This is a genomic window from Microbacterium aurantiacum (genome assembly GCF_031625015.1).
Taxonomy (GTDB): Bacteria; Actinomycetota; Actinomycetes; order Actinomycetales; family Microbacteriaceae; genus Microbacterium; species Microbacterium aurantiacum.
In genome coordinates this window covers 469,597-482,791 of the sequence record NZ_JAHWXH010000002.1, presented here as the reverse complement: position 1 = coordinate 482,791, position 13,195 = coordinate 469,597, and the positions used below count along the sequence as shown (strand labels likewise).

The window sequence follows — 13,195 nt, the reverse complement described above, 5'->3', positions numbered from 1 at the left end:
CCTCAGGGCGTCGTGTGCGAACGGGGATCCGAGAGCAGATCCTCGCGGACCCGTCGACGCAGCACCTTTCCGATGAGGGACGTCGGGAGCTCCTCCACGACGACGATGCGACGCGGCACTTTGTAGGGCGTCAGGATGCCGCGGGCGAAGGCGTCGAGCGCCGCGCGGTCGATGTCGTCCACACCCGGGTCGAGCACGACGGCCGCGACGACATCTTCTCCGGAATGCTCCGAGGGCATCCCGACGACGGCCACGTCCGAGACACCGGGGAATCGCCGCAGCACCTGCTCGACCTCCGTCGGGGCGACGTTGAACCCGCCCGTGATGATCAGCTCCTTGATGCGGTCGACGATGCGGACGAAGCCGTCGTCGTCGATCGTGACGATGTCCCCCGTACGGAACCACCCGTCGACGAACACGGCTTCGGTCTCCTCCGGCTTCCCGTGATAGCCGGAGAACACCTGGGGCCCGCGCACGAGGAGCTCGCCCTCCGCGCCCTGCGGCACGTCCCGCGAGAGGTCGTCGGGATCGACGACCCGGCACTCCGTTCCCGGAAGCGGGAGCCCGACGGTTCCGGGCTTGCGGTTCTCCGCCACCGGATTCGCCATCAGCACCGGTGAACATTCGCTCAATCCGTACCCTTCGACGAGATACCCGCCGGTTTCGCTCTCGAACGGGACGACGAGGTCGTGGGGGAGGGCCATGGCCCCCGAGATCGCGACCTGGACTCCGGCGAGCGACACGCCCGCGCGTCGCGCCTCGGACAGCAGCCGATCGGCGATCGGCGGCACGAGCGGAAGGAAGGTCGCCGGCCGCCGGCGAGCGACCTTGAGGACCAAAGCCGGGTCGAACCGCGGGAACAGCACCAGGCGAGCGCCCATCGACATCGCGAACGTCAGGCAGAGGGTGAGTCCGTAGGCGTGGAACATCGGCAGCACGGCATAGACGACACAGCCCTCGCCGCGGGCGATGGTGGGCACCCAGGCGCGCGCCTGAGCCGCATTCGCGAGGAGATTCCGGTGCGTGAGCGACGCCCCCTTCGGAGTGCCGGTGGTCCCGCTCGTGTACTGGAGCAGCGCGACGTCTCCGGTGGCCGGCGCCGGGTGGTCGGGTGACAGCGGGGCGTGTCCGATCAGGGAACGCCAGGACACGGCATCCGTCACCCGCGTCGTCAGCGCGGCACGGGACGCGCGCGCCTTCGGGATCGGAAGCCGCAGGGCCCCTCGCGTCGTCCACGGCATCGCTTCCGTGACGTCGACGGAGACGAGCGTGTCCACACGCAGATCGTGCGGGAAATCCTGCAGCGTCTGCACCGTCTTGCTCCACACGATCGCGTGCCGTGCGCCGTGATCCTCGAACTGCTTGCGGAGCTCTCGTGGCGTGTAGAGCGGATTGTGCTCGACGACGACACCGCCGATGCGGAGCACGGCGTAGAAGGCGACGATGTGCTGGGGGCAGTTGGGCAGCACGAGCGCGACCGGATCGCCCGGGCGGACGCCGTGGGCGTGGAGCGCTGCGGCGACCCGTCGGATCTGCTCGTCCAGGCTCCGATAGGTCGTGGTGCTGCCGAAGAACTCCAACGCCACGGCGTCGGGATGGGAAGCGGCCGAGGCCGTGACGATGTCCACGAGCGAGCCCGCTATCGGGCCGATGTCCTCCGGAACGCCCGCGGCGTAGCTGGCGGTCCATGGGCGGGGCGGCACGAACGCTGTCACCAGGTCAGCCTATGGCCACGGCGGGGCGCACGGGACACGCCGACTAGGATGTCCGAGTGTCTGAAATCACTCCTGATCTCGTACGTCATCTCGGCGTGCTCGCCCGGATTCAGCTGAGCGACGAGGAGGTCGGGCGCCTCACGGGGCAGCTCGACGCGATCGTCGACAACATCGCGAAGGTGTCCGCGGTGGCCACGCCCGATGTCGTCGCGACGAGCCACCCGATCCCGCTCACGAACGTCTTCCGCCAGGACGTCCCGGGCGGCGAGCTCACTCCGGAGCAGGTCTTGCAGAACGCCCCTGACGCAGCCGATGGCCGCTTCCGCGTCACCGCCATCCTCGGAGAGGAGCAGTGAGCGCGCAGATGGACGATCTCATTCGGATGAGCGCCGCCGACCTCGCGTCCGCCCTCGCTTCCGGCGACGTCTCCGCCGTCGAGGCCACGCGCGCGCACCTGCAGCGTATCGAGGAGGTCGACGGCGACGTGCACGCCTTCCTCCACGTCAGCGATCACGCCGTCGACGTCGCCGCGGACATCGACCGTCGACGCCGCGCCGGCGAGGAGCTCGGGGCGCTCGCGGGGGTCCCGCTCGCGGTGAAGGACGTCCTCGTCACGACCGACATGCCCTCGACGAGCGGCTCCCGCATCCTCGAGGGCTACATGTCGCCCTACGACGCGACGGTCGTCGCCAAGGCCCGCGCGGCCGGCCTCGTGCCGATCGGCAAGACGAACATGGACGAGTTCGCCATGGGCTCCTCCACCGAGCACAGCGCCTACGGCCCCACGCGAAACCCCTGGGATCTCGATCGGATCCCCGGCGGATCCGGCGGTGGCTCCGCCGCCGCCGTCGCCGCGTTCGAGGCCCCGCTGGCACTCGGCTCCGACACGGGCGGCTCGATCCGTCAGCCCGCGCACGTGACGGGCACGGTGGGCGTGAAGCCGACCTACGGCGGGGTCAGCCGCTACGGAGCGATCGCTCTGGCGTCGTCCCTCGATCAGGTGGGCCCCGTCACCCGGACGGTGCTGGACGCGGGTCTCCTGCACGATGTCATCGGCGGCCACGATCCCCAGGACTCCACGTCGCTCACGGACACCTGGCCGTCGTTCGCGGAGGCCGCGCGCGCCGGAGCCTCGGGGGCGTCCCTCGCGGGTCTGCGCATCGGGGTGATCCGCGAGCTGCCGCAGACCGGGTTCCAGCCCGGAGTGTGGGCGGCGTTCCAGAACGCGCTGACGACGCTCGAGGCCCAGGGCGCGGAGATCGTCGACATCAGCGCCCCGCACTTCGAGTACGGAGTCGCGGCCTACTATCTGATCCTCCCCGCGGAGGCGTCGAGCAACCTCGCGAAGTTCGACTCCGTGCGCTTCGGCCTCCGGGTGGACGTTCCCCGCGGAACGGTCGAGGACGTCATGGCCGCGACGCGCGAAGCCGGCTTCGGCGACGAGGTGAAGCGACGCATCATCCTCGGCACCTATGCGCTCTCGGCGGGGTACTACGACGCCTACTACGGCTCGGCGCAGAAGGTACGCACCCTCATCCAGCGCGACTTCGCCGAGGCCTTCGCGCACGTCGACGTCATCGCGACGCCGTCCGCCCCGACCACGGCCTTCCGTCTCGGCGAGAAGATCGACGATCCGCTGCAGATGTACCTCAACGACATCACGACCATCCCGGCGAACCTCGCCGGGGTCCCCGGGATCTCGGTGCCGGCGGGACTCGCTGCCGAAGACTCCCTGCCCGTGGGGGTGCAGTTCCTCGCGCCGGCGCGTGAGGACGCGCGCCTGTACCGCGTGGGCGCCGCCCTCGAGACGTTGTTGACGGAGAAGTGGGGTGGTGCGCTCCTCGACCGCGCCCCGCACCTGGGTTCCGCGAAGGAAGGGAACCGCTGATGGCCAAGGCCGCACTCATGGACTACGACGAAGCGATCGAGCGCTTCGAGCCCGTGCTGGGCTTCGAGGTGCACGTCGAGCTCAACACCCGGACGAAGATGTTCTCGTCGGCTCCGAACCCGGCGCACTCCGAGAATCACGACGCCGCTCCGAACACGCTCGTCGCGCCGGTCGACATGGGCCTTCCGGGCGCGCTGCCCGTGGTCAACGAGACCGCGGTGAGGTTCTCGATCAGCCTCGGACTCGCCCTGGGCTGCGAGATCGCGTCGTCCTGCCGCTTCGCGCGGAAGAACTACTTCTACCCGGACCTGGGTAAGAACTACCAGATCTCCCAGTACGACGAGCCCATCGCCTTCGAGGGCTCGGTGGACGTCGAGCTCACCGACGGCACGATCGTCTCCGTGCCGATCGAGCGGGCCCACATGGAAGAGGATGCCGGCAAGCTCACGCACATGGGTGGGTCGACCGGCCGCATCCAAGGTGCCGAGTATTCACTCGTCGACTACAACCGCGCCGGTGTGCCCCTCATAGAGATCGTCACGAAGCCGATCTTCGGAGCGGAAGGTCGTGCGCCGGAGATCGCGCGGGCCTACGTGCAGACGATCCGTGACATCGTGCTCTCGCTCGGGATCTCGGAAGCGCGCATGGAACGCGGGAATCTCCGTTGCGATGCGAACGTCTCGCTCCGCCCCCGTCGCGGACCGGGCGAGGACCCCGCTCCTCTCGGAACCCGGACGGAGACGAAGAACGTCAACTCGATGCGATCGGTCGAGCGTGCCGTCCGCTACGAGATCCAGCGACAGGCGGCGATCCTCGCCGATGGCGGAACGATCACGCAGGAGACCCGTCACTGGCACGAGGACACCGGGACCACCTCGCCGGGGCGTCCGAAGTCGGATGCCGACGACTATCGCTACTTCCCCGAGCCCGACTTGCTCCCCGTCGTCCCGGCCCGGGAGCTCGTCGAGGAGCTGCGGGCCGCTCTCCCCGAGCCGCCCGCCGTTCATCGGCGACGCCTGAAGGATGCCTGGGGTTTCACCGATCTGGAGTTCCAGGACGTCGCCAACGGCGGACTCCTCGTCGAGGTGGAGGCCACGGTGGCCGCAGGCGCCTCACCTGCGGCAGCGCGCAAGTGGTGGACCGGGGAGATCACACGGGTCGCGAACGCGGCGGGTCGCGAGCCCGCGGATCTCATCTCGCCGGCATCGGTGGCCGAGCTCCAGCGCCTCGTCGACGCCGGGACGCTCACCGACAAGCTCGCCCGTCAGGTCTTGGAGGGCATGATCGCCGGTGAGGGGACGGCCGAGGAGGTCGTCGCCGCCCGCGGGCTCGCCGTCGTCTCGGACGACGGGGCCCTGCTCGCGGCGATCGACGACGCCCTCGCCGCCCAGCCCGATGTCCTCGCGAAGATCCGCGACGGCAGGGTGCAGGCGGCCGGCGCGGTCATCGGCGCGGTGATGAAGGCGATGCGCGGTCAGGCGGACGCGGCGCGGGTCCGGGAGCTGGTACTGGAGCGCGCGCAGAGCTGACACCGGCATCCGCTGCCCCGGAGGGGGCAGCTGCCGCGGATCGCGGAGAGAAGGGATTCATGGGACGGGGCGACGGCACCGGAAGGCTCGTCTCGACGACGGATGCCGATGACAGCGGCACCGGCATCCTCCACGTCGACATGGACGCGTTCTATGTCGCCGTCGCGCAGAGACACGACCCATCGTTGCGCGGGAAGCCGGTCATCATCGGCGCGCCCGAGAGTCGGTCGGTCGTCTCCAGTGCGTCCTACGAGGCGCGTCGATACGGCGTGCGCTCCGCGATGCCCGTCGGCCAGGCCCTGCGGCTGTGCCCGACCGCGATCGTGGTTCCGCCGGACTTCCCGCGGTACCTCTCCGCGTCGGCGGAGGTCATGACCATCTTCCGCGATGTCACACCGTTGGTGGAACCGCTTTCGATCGACGAGGCCTTCCTGGACGTGCGCGGGGTGAGGCGCCTCTGGGGCACCCCCGGGCACATCGCGCGCACGCTGCGTGCGCGGGTCCTCGACGACACCGGTCTGACGTGCTCGATCGGCGTCGCCGCGACCAAGCACGTGGCCAAGATGGCCTCGACCATCAGCAAGCCGGACGGGCTGCTCATCGTGCGCGACGTCGACACAGACGCCTTCCTCGCGCCCCGTCCCGTGGGAGCCCTCTGGGGCGTCGGTCCGAAGGCGACCGAGACCCTCCTCGCGCGGGGGATCCGCACCATCGGAGACGCGCGCGAGACGCCCCGCCCGGTGCTCGATCGCGCGCTCGGCCCCGCGATGGGGGAGCGCGTGTGGAACCTGGCGCGCGGGATCGACCCGAGGGAGGTCCACACCGATCGGGTCGAGAAGAGCATCGGGCACGAGGAGACGTTCGACAGCGACATCGCCGACCGGGGGATCCTCAGGTCCGAGGTCCTGCGGCTCGCCGATCGCGTCGCCGCGCGTCTGCGAGCCGGTGGCTGGGAGGCCTCGACGGTGTCCCTGAAGCTCCGCTTCGCGGATTTCACCACCCTCACGCGGTCGATGACTCTTCCCGATCCGTCTCATGTCGGTCAGCGGCTCGGCGAGGCCGGGCACACGCTCCTCGACGGGATCGACCTCCGCCAGAGCGTCCGCCTCATCGGGTTGCGCGCGGAACGTCTGCTCCCCGCGGGTTCGACGGCGCCCGCGCTCTGGGACGCCGATGAAGACTGGCGGCGTGTCGACGCCGCTCTCGACACCGCCACCGAGCGCTTCGGGCGCGGCGCGATCACCCGAGCGACCCTCCTCGGCCCCGCACCCGGCGGCCGCACACTTCCCTCGAACCCCCGCCCGGAGCATCGACTGCCGGACTGAGGGTGGGCAGCACTCGCGTGCCGGGGTAGCGTGGGGGACATGCCCAACATCGCAATCGAACTCGCCAAGCAGTCCGCCGCCCTCGGCGTCAAGAGCGTCTACGGCGAACAGCAGGACGTCGGTGGCGTCCGCCTGATCCCCGTCGCCCTGACGTGGACCGGCTTCGGCGGCGGAGCAGACGAGTCCGGCAACGGCGGCGGAGGTGGCGGGGGATACGCGATCCCGGTCGGCGCCTACATCCGTCGCGGAGATGACCTGCGCTTCGAGCCGAACCTCGTGTCGCTCCTCGCGGTGGCGATCCCCTTCGTCTGGGTCGCGGGCCGTGCGCTCAGCCGTGTCATCCGCGCCCTCAAGAAGTAGCGCCGATCCCCTCCGCGCTGCGTTGGACCGGGCGGCCGACGCCGTCTTCGGTGCCATGGCGGGGCTCGACGCGACCAACCCGGTGATCATGATCGACGGGCGTAGCGGCGCCGGGAAGACGACGCTCGCGCGTCTGATCCGCGCCCGCTGGCCTCGTCGTGAGCGTGTGCAGGAAGTCGCCCTCGACGCGATGTATCCGGGATGGGACGGATTGGATGCCGGTGTCGATGCGGCGCGTGAGCAGATCCTCGTCCCCCATGCGCGTGGCCTCGTCGGGGTCTGGCGTCGCTGGGATTGGGAGGTGGGCGCGCACGCGGAAGCGTACGCCGTGGATCCGGCGCTTCCCCTCGTGATCGAAGGCTGCGGAATCCTGACACCGGCGACGGCGCGCTTGGGCGACATCCGGGTGTGGGTCGAGGCTCCCGCTGCGGCCCGCAAGGCGCGGGCGCTGGGGAGAGACGGGGACGCCTTTCGGCCGCACTGGGAGCGCTGGGCGCGTCAGGAGGAGCGTCACCTGCGCCGGGACGCTCCGGAGGCTCTCGCCACCCATGTGATCGCCGTTCCATAAGAGCTCACGGGCGCGGATCGTCCAGGACGGCGACCAGTCCGTCGAGGCGGTACCCGAGCCATTCGTAGACGCCGAAGCGGGGATCCTCCTCCGCATCGCCATCGGGTGACCCGTCGAACACGCCGAGGCGCTCGGCCAGCACGAGCCGGACGGCCGCGAGAGTGCGCAGCCACGCATCGACCTCGTCCGGGGGCAGCGTCAGCGCCACGCTCTCGCGCAGCACGGCATCCGTCGGGTGGTCCGGCAGCGTCGCCGGTTCTTGCAGCCGCGTCAGGACGACGCCCGCGTCGAGCCGGCGACGATCCAGGAGATCGTTCTCGGTCATCGCGCGGAACTCCGCCGCTGCGTCGGCGTCGTCCGCGTAGCCGTCGGGTGTGATCCGCCCCAGCGCCGGGTCGTCGCCCGCCGTGTCGCGGGATTCGAGAAGATCGACGAACTGCGAGATCAACGTCGTCATGTGCGCCGCCTCGATCCGTGTGATCTCCATGATCACGGTGCGCTCAGTCATGCGGCTCTCTCCTCACAGTGGCCCACAGTCCGTACTCGTGGAGCGCCCGCGCATGCAGCTCCATCTGCTCGCGAGGGCCCTCCGCCACAACGGCGTGCCCCTCGTTGTGCACCGCGAGCATGAGGCGTTCGGCGACGGACGGGGAGAAACCGAAGTACCGGCGGAACACGTGGGTCACGTAGGACATCAGATTCACCGGATCGTCCCACACCACGGTCTGCCACGGGCGCTCCGGCGCACCGCGCGTGTCCTCGGCGGTGTCGATCTCGGCGGCGGGAAGGGTGGCGGACACCATCATGCCCATCCCAGTTCGTGCAGGCGTTCGTCGTCGATCCCGTAGAAGTGGGCGATTTCGTGGACGAGCGTCGTGTGCACTTCGTCGCGCAGCTCGTCCATGTCGCCGCATGCGGCCAGGTGCGGCTCGCGGTACACGATGATACTGTCGGGCAGCTCGCCCACTCCGTAGCGGTCGCGCTCGGTCAGTGCCCATCCGTCGTAGAGCCCGAGCAGATCGAGGGAACCGTCCTCGGGTCGATCCTCGACCACGAAGACGACGTTGTCGAGGCCTGCGACCATGTCGTCGGGAAGGCGATCGAGCTCGTCGACCACGAGGCGTTCGAAATCTTCCACGCCCAGGTACAGACTCATCGCGGGCTCCCGAAAGTGCACACACGCACGTACTTGGGGTGAGTAACGGGACTTGAACCCGCGACCCCCTGGACCACAACCAGGTGCTCTACCAACTGAGCTATACCCACCATGTCTCCCGCCTGCGCGGGCAACTGAAAGATTCTCTCACACTCCCGAGGCGAACGAAGACACCACGGAGGAGGCGACCGCGCGCGCCCCGTCGCTGGTGGGACCGGGCTCGGGCACGAAGACGGCCTGGCGGTAGTAGGCGAGCTCCCGGATCGACTCGAGGATGTCGGCGAGAGCCCGGTGACCGCCGTCCTTCGCCGGCGCATGGATGTAGGCGCGGGGATACCAACGCCGGGACAGCTCCTTGATGCTGGAGACGTCCACGTTGCGGTAGTGCAGCCATCGGTCGACCCGGGGCATGTATCGGGCGAGGAACATCCTGTCGGTGCCGATGGTGTTGCCGGCCAGAGGCGCCTTGCCTTCGACCGGAGCGTACTTCTGGATGTACTCGAGGACCTGGAACTCCGCCTCGGCTACGGAGACGCCGTTCGGGATCTCGTCGAGAAGTCCGGAGGAGCGGTGCATCGAGGTGACGAACTCGTTCATGTGGGCGAGGGCCGAGTCGTTCGGCTTGATGACCACGTGGAACCCCGGATGCAGGGGGCGCAGCTCGAAGTCCGTGACGACGACGGCGATCTCGACCAGTTCATCGACGGAGGTGTCGAGTCCCGTCATCTCGCAGTCGATCCACACCAGGCGGTCGTTCTCGGATGTCCCCACCGTGTCACCGGTCCTTCCGCGGCCTAGGCGAGGCCGATCGTCGCGCCACGGACCATCGCCCGAGCACCCGTACGCCCCCCCGGGAGGATTCGAACCCCCGACCTTGCGGGTAGAAACCGCTCGCTCTGTCCCCTGAGCTACGGAGGGAAAGGTGATGCCAGGTTATCGGGTCGCCCCGACACCGCGTGCATCTGGCGCAACCCGCGCGGCAGGCGTAGCTTCTGATCAGACGTGGAGAAGGGAAATCGATGATGATCACCACCCACCCCCCTCGCGCCCTGTGGGTCGCGTTCGGACCCCGCGGCGTCGTCGGGAGCATCCGCAAGGATGCGGACGGCTACACCGTGACCATGGCCGGCGCCAGCGAGATCACGGGCACGTATCCGTCGATGGAGATCGCCAAGAGCGCGCTGCATGCGAAGATGCGCCCAGGGAGCGATTGGCCGCGCTTCGAGGAGCACTGAGCGCGCGCCGAGCCGGCACGAGCCGGATCCGCGTCGATGACCGGATCCGATCCACGAGAGCGATCGAGGCGTGGACGGCGGGACCGATGGTCACGGCGAACACCAGCGTGCCGATGCCGACCGAGCCGCCGAGGACGAGACCGATGAGCAGCACTGTGGACTCGACCCCGGCGCGGCATGCCCAGAGCGGCCACCCGAACCGCGCATTCAGCCCGGTCATGAGACCGTCCCGCGGTCCCGGGCCTAGGCGGGCGCCGATATAGATCCCCGACGCCAGCCCGATGACGGCGACCCCGCCGACGAGGAACGCCGCCTGACCGACCGGGTTCGTGGGGGAGGGGAGGAACCCGAGGGAGATCTGAAGCGTCGTCCCCACGAGCGCGATGTTCGCGATCGTGCCGACACCCGGGCGCTGCCGCAGCGGGATCCACAGCACAAGCACCAACAGACCCACGAGATTCGTCACCCACCCGATTCCCCACCCGGTCTGCACGGCGATGCCCTGAGCGAGGACGGTCCACGGGTCTACTCCGAGCCCCGCGAGGACGATGAGTGCGCAGCCGAATCCGTAGAGGACGAGGCCTGCGACGAGGGCGACGAGTCGAACGGTCATGTCACCAGTTGAGCGCAAGATTGGACTGTGCCTACCAGGCCACTTCGCATAAAGTGGCCCGATGGACTCACGCATCTCCTCGAGGGCGCTCGCGTCCGCGCTCGGTGGATGGCGTGCCCGCGAACCGGCCTACGAGGCACTCGCCGACGGCATCCGCCTGCTGTGCCTGGACAACCGACTGGCACCACGGACGACTCTGCCCGCGGAGCGGGATCTCGCTGCCGCACTCGGCGTGAGCCGGGCGACCATGGCCTCCGCGTACCGGAGCCTTCGAGACTCGGCGCACATCGCGAGCCATCGGGGCTCGGGGAGTGTGACCCTTCCGCTGCCCCGACGGACGCCCGCGAGGAGCGGCACCCACGACGGATTGATGGATCTGCAGCAGGCGAGCCCTGCGGCGTGGCCGGGCCTTGCGGCCGCCTTCCTCGAGGCCGCGACCGACATCCCCTCCCTGGCGGCACGCCCGGGCTACGATCTGATCGGCATGGACGCGCTGCGCGCCGCCGTCTCCGAGGCGTACACCGCACGTGGCGTCCCGACGACGGTCGAGCAGGTCATGATCACCGCGGGCGCGCAGAGTGCGATCCACCTGATCGCCAGCGTGGTCGTCGGTCGCGGGGACCGTGTCGTCATGGAGACCCCGACGTATCCGCACGCCGCGGACGCGTTCCGTCAGGCCGGCGCACGCCTCGTCGGTGTTCCGGTGACGACGGATGCCGGGTGGGACATGGATCGCCTCATCCAGACGTTCGAGCGGACGGCGCCGGTGGCCGCCTACCTCATGCCCGACTTCCAGAACCCGACGGGGCGATCGATGACGCCCTCCGATCGGGCCGTGACCCTCGACGTCGCGCGGCGCGCCGGGACCCTGCTTGTCCTGGACGAGACCACCGCGGATCTCGACATCGACCGCGGCCCGGTCGACCCGGGCTTCGTCGAGGAGGACGCGGATCTCGTCGTGCGCGTCGGTTCGCTCGGCAAGACGGTCTGGGGTGGACTGCGGGTGGGGTGGATCCGCGCGGCGGTTCCGGTCCTCCGTCGCCTCGTCGCCGCACGACCGGCACGGGACCTGGGCACGCCGGAGTTCGAGCAGGCGGTCGCGGCACGCGTGCTTTCGCAGTACCCCGAGGTCACCGCCCAGCGCGCGGAGCTGCTGCGCCTCGGACGGGACACCGTCACCGCGCAGATCACCGCGCGACTTCCGCAATGGAGGGTGCCTCCCGTGCACGGCGGTGTGTCCCTGTGGGTCGCCCTCGATGCTCCGCTCAGCGCGGCGCTCGTGATGCAGGCGCGGGCCGAGGGACTCCTTCTGTCGGCGGGACCGAGGTTCTCCCTGGACGGAGGCCACGAGCGTCACCTGCGCGTGCCGTTCACCGCGGATGCGATCACCCTCGCGCGCGCCGTCGACGTCCTCGCCGGCGCGTGGGAGCGCGTGGTCGCGGGCGCGCCCACGACCGGCCATGCGGCGTTGGACGCCGTGGTCTGAACCGACCTCACCGCGTCTGCCGCGCATCGTCGCCCCTCCTCCCCAGGAACGAGACCGCGCACACGATCCCCAGATCGGGCACGATCCGCTTCCGCGGGCGGGGGGATCGCGCAGTGTGGTCGGCAACCGTTCCCGCGACTCCCGCGGAGCGGATCGTCTCGGACCCGGAAGAGGACACCATGACCGCCCAGATCACGCTCGTCGGCAACATCGCCACACCGCCCCAGCTCAAGACCCTGGCCTCCGGGCTCACGATCACCACCTTCCGACTCGCGTCGAGCCAGCGCCGTTTCGACCAGTCGAGCGGCGGATGGGTGGACGGCGAGCGGAGCTTCTTCACCGTGTCGGCCTACCGCCGGCTGGCGGAGCACGTTCATCGTTCCCTGAACAGGGGCGACCGGGTCGTCCTGACCGGACGCGTGAAGGTGAGGGAGTGGGAGAACGATTCCGGAAAGGGCACCGCGGTGGAGATCGACGCCGAGGCGATCGGCCCCGACCTCATGTGGGGCACCACGGTGTTCCAGCGCGACGGGGCTCCGCAGGGCGCGGCCCCCGCATCGGCCGACACCTGGGCTGTTCCGGGTGGCGGCGATGCCGTCGGCGGACCTTCGGACGCGGCACCGCGCGGCTCCGTCCCATCAGGGGAGTGGCCGACGGTCGAGCCCGGTGCGGCGCTGGCGAATGACGCGCGAGAGCTGGAGGGAACACCGTTCTGACTCCGGGCGCCACGGTAGGGCGATCTAGACTCCCAGAGTGTCCCGATCCCGTCGCGAGCCGTCCCGCACGCCCCTCCGCCGTCGCGGCATCGGCCTCGGGCTGGTCCTGAGCGTCGCTGTCCTCAGCGGCTGCGTCCCCGAGCCGGTGCCGGTCCCGACAGCCGAGCCCGAGCCGTCTCCGACGGTCACCGCGAGCGAGACCAGCGCCCCGCCGGTGGATGCCTTGATTCCGGACGGTTCGGCCGAGGACAATCTGCCGTTCTTCTCTTCGATCGTCGGGCAGGTCTGGGCCTCGGACTCTCAGGAATCCGGGCGCGCGTACGTCGACGCGCTCGTCGCCGCCGGCTTCGACAAGGCCGCGATGCAGGTCACGGAGGACCTGTCGACCGTCGGGAATCGCGCCGAGTCTCTCCAGTTCTCGGTGCGATGGGGGCAGCAGTGCCTCGTCGGTCAGGTCGGCCCGGCGACGGGGGAACCCTTCGCCACCGTGACGGACGTGGTCGGCGACGGCGCCTGCCTCCTCGGTCAGACCCGCCCCATCGACTGGTGAGCCCCGAACCGGCCGGTAGGCTGGGACGCTGACGCTCGCACGGCAAGGAGAGGG

Annotated in this window: 15 protein-coding genes and 2 tRNA genes; 9 read left to right on the top strand and 8 right to left on the bottom strand. The window is 69.9% G+C overall.

The window, feature by feature from the left end:
• Window positions 1-2: 2 nt before the first annotated feature.
• Window positions 3-1,715, bottom strand: a complete 1,713-nt coding sequence (locus KZC50_RS11950; protein ID WP_310891813.1) for a long-chain-fatty-acid--CoA ligase — start codon at window positions 1,713-1,715, stop codon at window positions 3-5.
• A gap of 56 nt (window positions 1,716-1,771) precedes the next feature.
• Here KZC50_RS11950 and gatC point away from each other — a divergent pair, with 56 nt between their 5' ends.
• The 6 genes from gatC to KZC50_RS11920 are packed head-to-tail and all read left to right on the top strand — an operon-like array spanning window position 1,772 to window position 7,385.
• The gene (gene gatC / locus KZC50_RS11945) at window positions 1,772-2,071 is read left to right on the top strand and encodes an Asp-tRNA(Asn)/Glu-tRNA(Gln) amidotransferase subunit GatC (RefSeq protein ID WP_053548303.1); all 300 of its coding nucleotides are present in this window, start codon (window positions 1,772-1,774) and stop codon (window positions 2,069-2,071) included.
• 8 nt (window positions 2,072-2,079) lie between these two features.
• Window positions 2,080-3,603, top strand: a complete 1,524-nt coding sequence (gene gatA / locus KZC50_RS11940) for an Asp-tRNA(Asn)/Glu-tRNA(Gln) amidotransferase subunit GatA (RefSeq protein WP_301132819.1) — start codon at window positions 2,080-2,082, stop codon at window positions 3,601-3,603.
• Window positions 3,603-5,132, top strand: coding sequence for an Asp-tRNA(Asn)/Glu-tRNA(Gln) amidotransferase subunit GatB (gatB, locus tag KZC50_RS11935; RefSeq protein ID WP_310891812.1), 1,530 nt, complete (start codon window positions 3,603-3,605; stop codon window positions 5,130-5,132). The genes gatA and gatB overlap by 1 nt, the downstream gene beginning before the upstream one ends.
• A gap of 59 nt (window positions 5,133-5,191) precedes the next feature.
• The gene (gene dinB / locus KZC50_RS11930; RefSeq protein ID WP_301132817.1) at window positions 5,192-6,457 is read left to right on the top strand and encodes a DNA polymerase IV; all 1,266 of its coding nucleotides are present in this window, start codon (window positions 5,192-5,194) and stop codon (window positions 6,455-6,457) included.
• A gap of 39 nt (window positions 6,458-6,496) precedes the next feature.
• Window positions 6,497-6,817 (top strand): hypothetical protein, encoded by a 321-nt coding sequence (locus tag KZC50_RS11925; protein ID WP_301132816.1) that lies wholly within the window; start codon window positions 6,497-6,499, stop codon window positions 6,815-6,817.
• A gap of 22 nt (window positions 6,818-6,839) precedes the next feature.
• Window positions 6,840-7,385, top strand: a complete 546-nt coding sequence (locus KZC50_RS11920; RefSeq protein WP_301132814.1) for a nucleoside/nucleotide kinase family protein — start codon at window positions 6,840-6,842, stop codon at window positions 7,383-7,385.
• Between the two features lie 4 nt (window positions 7,386-7,389).
• Here KZC50_RS11920 and KZC50_RS11915 read toward each other — a convergent pair whose 3' ends face one another.
• The 7 genes from KZC50_RS11915 to yczE all read right to left on the bottom strand — a co-directional run bounded on the left by KZC50_RS11915 (window position 7,390) and on the right by yczE (window position 10,389).
• On the bottom strand, window positions 7,390-7,893 hold the full coding sequence (locus KZC50_RS11915; protein WP_301132812.1) for a DUF2017 family protein: 504 nt from the start codon (window positions 7,891-7,893) through the stop codon (window positions 7,390-7,392).
• On the bottom strand, window positions 7,886-8,197 hold the full coding sequence (clpS, locus tag KZC50_RS11910) for an ATP-dependent Clp protease adapter ClpS (RefSeq protein ID WP_301132810.1): 312 nt from the start codon (window positions 8,195-8,197) through the stop codon (window positions 7,886-7,888). Before clpS ends, KZC50_RS11915 begins: the two co-directional genes overlap by 8 nt.
• Window positions 8,188-8,541 (bottom strand): metallopeptidase family protein, encoded by a 354-nt coding sequence (locus KZC50_RS11905; protein ID WP_310891811.1) that lies wholly within the window; start codon window positions 8,539-8,541, stop codon window positions 8,188-8,190. The genes clpS and KZC50_RS11905 overlap by 10 nt, the downstream gene beginning before the upstream one ends.
• A 34-nt stretch (window positions 8,542-8,575) precedes the next feature.
• Window positions 8,576-8,651, bottom strand: a tRNA-His gene (locus KZC50_RS11900).
• 37 nt (window positions 8,652-8,688) lie between these two features.
• Window positions 8,689-9,312, bottom strand: coding sequence for an oligoribonuclease (orn, locus tag KZC50_RS11895; protein WP_082334739.1), 624 nt, complete (start codon window positions 9,310-9,312; stop codon window positions 8,689-8,691).
• Window positions 9,313-9,386: 74 nt separating this feature from the next.
• Window positions 9,387-9,459, bottom strand: a tRNA-Arg gene (locus KZC50_RS11890).
• 222 nt (window positions 9,460-9,681) lie between these two features.
• Complete coding sequence (gene yczE / locus KZC50_RS11885) at window positions 9,682-10,389, bottom strand: membrane protein YczE (protein ID WP_310891810.1); 708 nt, start codon at window positions 10,387-10,389, stop codon at window positions 9,682-9,684.
• Window positions 10,390-10,450: 61 nt separating this feature from the next.
• Between yczE and yczR the strand changes: the two genes are divergently transcribed.
• From yczR to KZC50_RS11870, 3 genes are all read left to right on the top strand, one after another.
• Complete coding sequence (gene yczR / locus KZC50_RS11880) at window positions 10,451-11,875, top strand: MocR-like transcription factor YczR (protein WP_310891809.1); 1,425 nt, start codon at window positions 10,451-10,453, stop codon at window positions 11,873-11,875.
• A 179-nt stretch (window positions 11,876-12,054) separates the two neighbouring features.
• Window positions 12,055-12,591 (top strand): single-stranded DNA-binding protein, encoded by a 537-nt coding sequence (gene ssb, locus KZC50_RS11875; protein ID WP_310891808.1) that lies wholly within the window; start codon window positions 12,055-12,057, stop codon window positions 12,589-12,591.
• Window positions 12,592-12,628: 37 nt separating this feature from the next.
• Window positions 12,629-13,141, top strand: a complete 513-nt coding sequence (locus KZC50_RS11870; RefSeq protein ID WP_301135412.1) for a DUF6993 domain-containing protein — start codon at window positions 12,629-12,631, stop codon at window positions 13,139-13,141.
• The last annotated feature ends 54 nt before the right edge of the window (window positions 13,142-13,195 follow it).

What these genes read in the sequence shown, in the direction of transcription:
- ssb (WP_310891808.1), top strand. Translation starts at nt 12,055, where the DNA reads ATGACCGCCCAGATCACGCTCGTCGGCAACATCGCCACACCGCCCCAG.
- clpS (WP_301132810.1), bottom strand. Translation starts at nt 8,197, where the DNA reads ATGGGCATGATGGTGTCCGCCACCCTTCCCGCCGCCGAGATCGACACC.
- KZC50_RS11905 (WP_310891811.1), bottom strand. Translation starts at nt 8,541, where the DNA reads ATGAGTCTGTACCTGGGCGTGGAAGATTTCGAACGCCTCGTGGTCGAC.
- yczR (WP_310891809.1), top strand. Translation starts at nt 10,451, where the DNA reads ATGGACTCACGCATCTCCTCGAGGGCGCTCGCGTCCGCGCTCGGTGGA.
- yczE (WP_310891810.1), bottom strand. Translation starts at nt 10,389, where the DNA reads ATGACCGTTCGACTCGTCGCCCTCGTCGCAGGCCTCGTCCTCTACGGA.
- KZC50_RS11915 (WP_301132812.1), bottom strand. Translation starts at nt 7,893, where the DNA reads ATGACTGAGCGCACCGTGATCATGGAGATCACACGGATCGAGGCGGCG.
- KZC50_RS11925 (WP_301132816.1), top strand. Translation starts at nt 6,497, where the DNA reads ATGCCCAACATCGCAATCGAACTCGCCAAGCAGTCCGCCGCCCTCGGC.
- gatB (WP_310891812.1), top strand. Translation starts at nt 3,603, where the DNA reads ATGGCCAAGGCCGCACTCATGGACTACGACGAAGCGATCGAGCGCTTC.
- gatA (WP_301132819.1), top strand. Translation starts at nt 2,080, where the DNA reads ATGGACGATCTCATTCGGATGAGCGCCGCCGACCTCGCGTCCGCCCTC.
- dinB (WP_301132817.1), top strand. Translation starts at nt 5,192, where the DNA reads ATGGGACGGGGCGACGGCACCGGAAGGCTCGTCTCGACGACGGATGCC.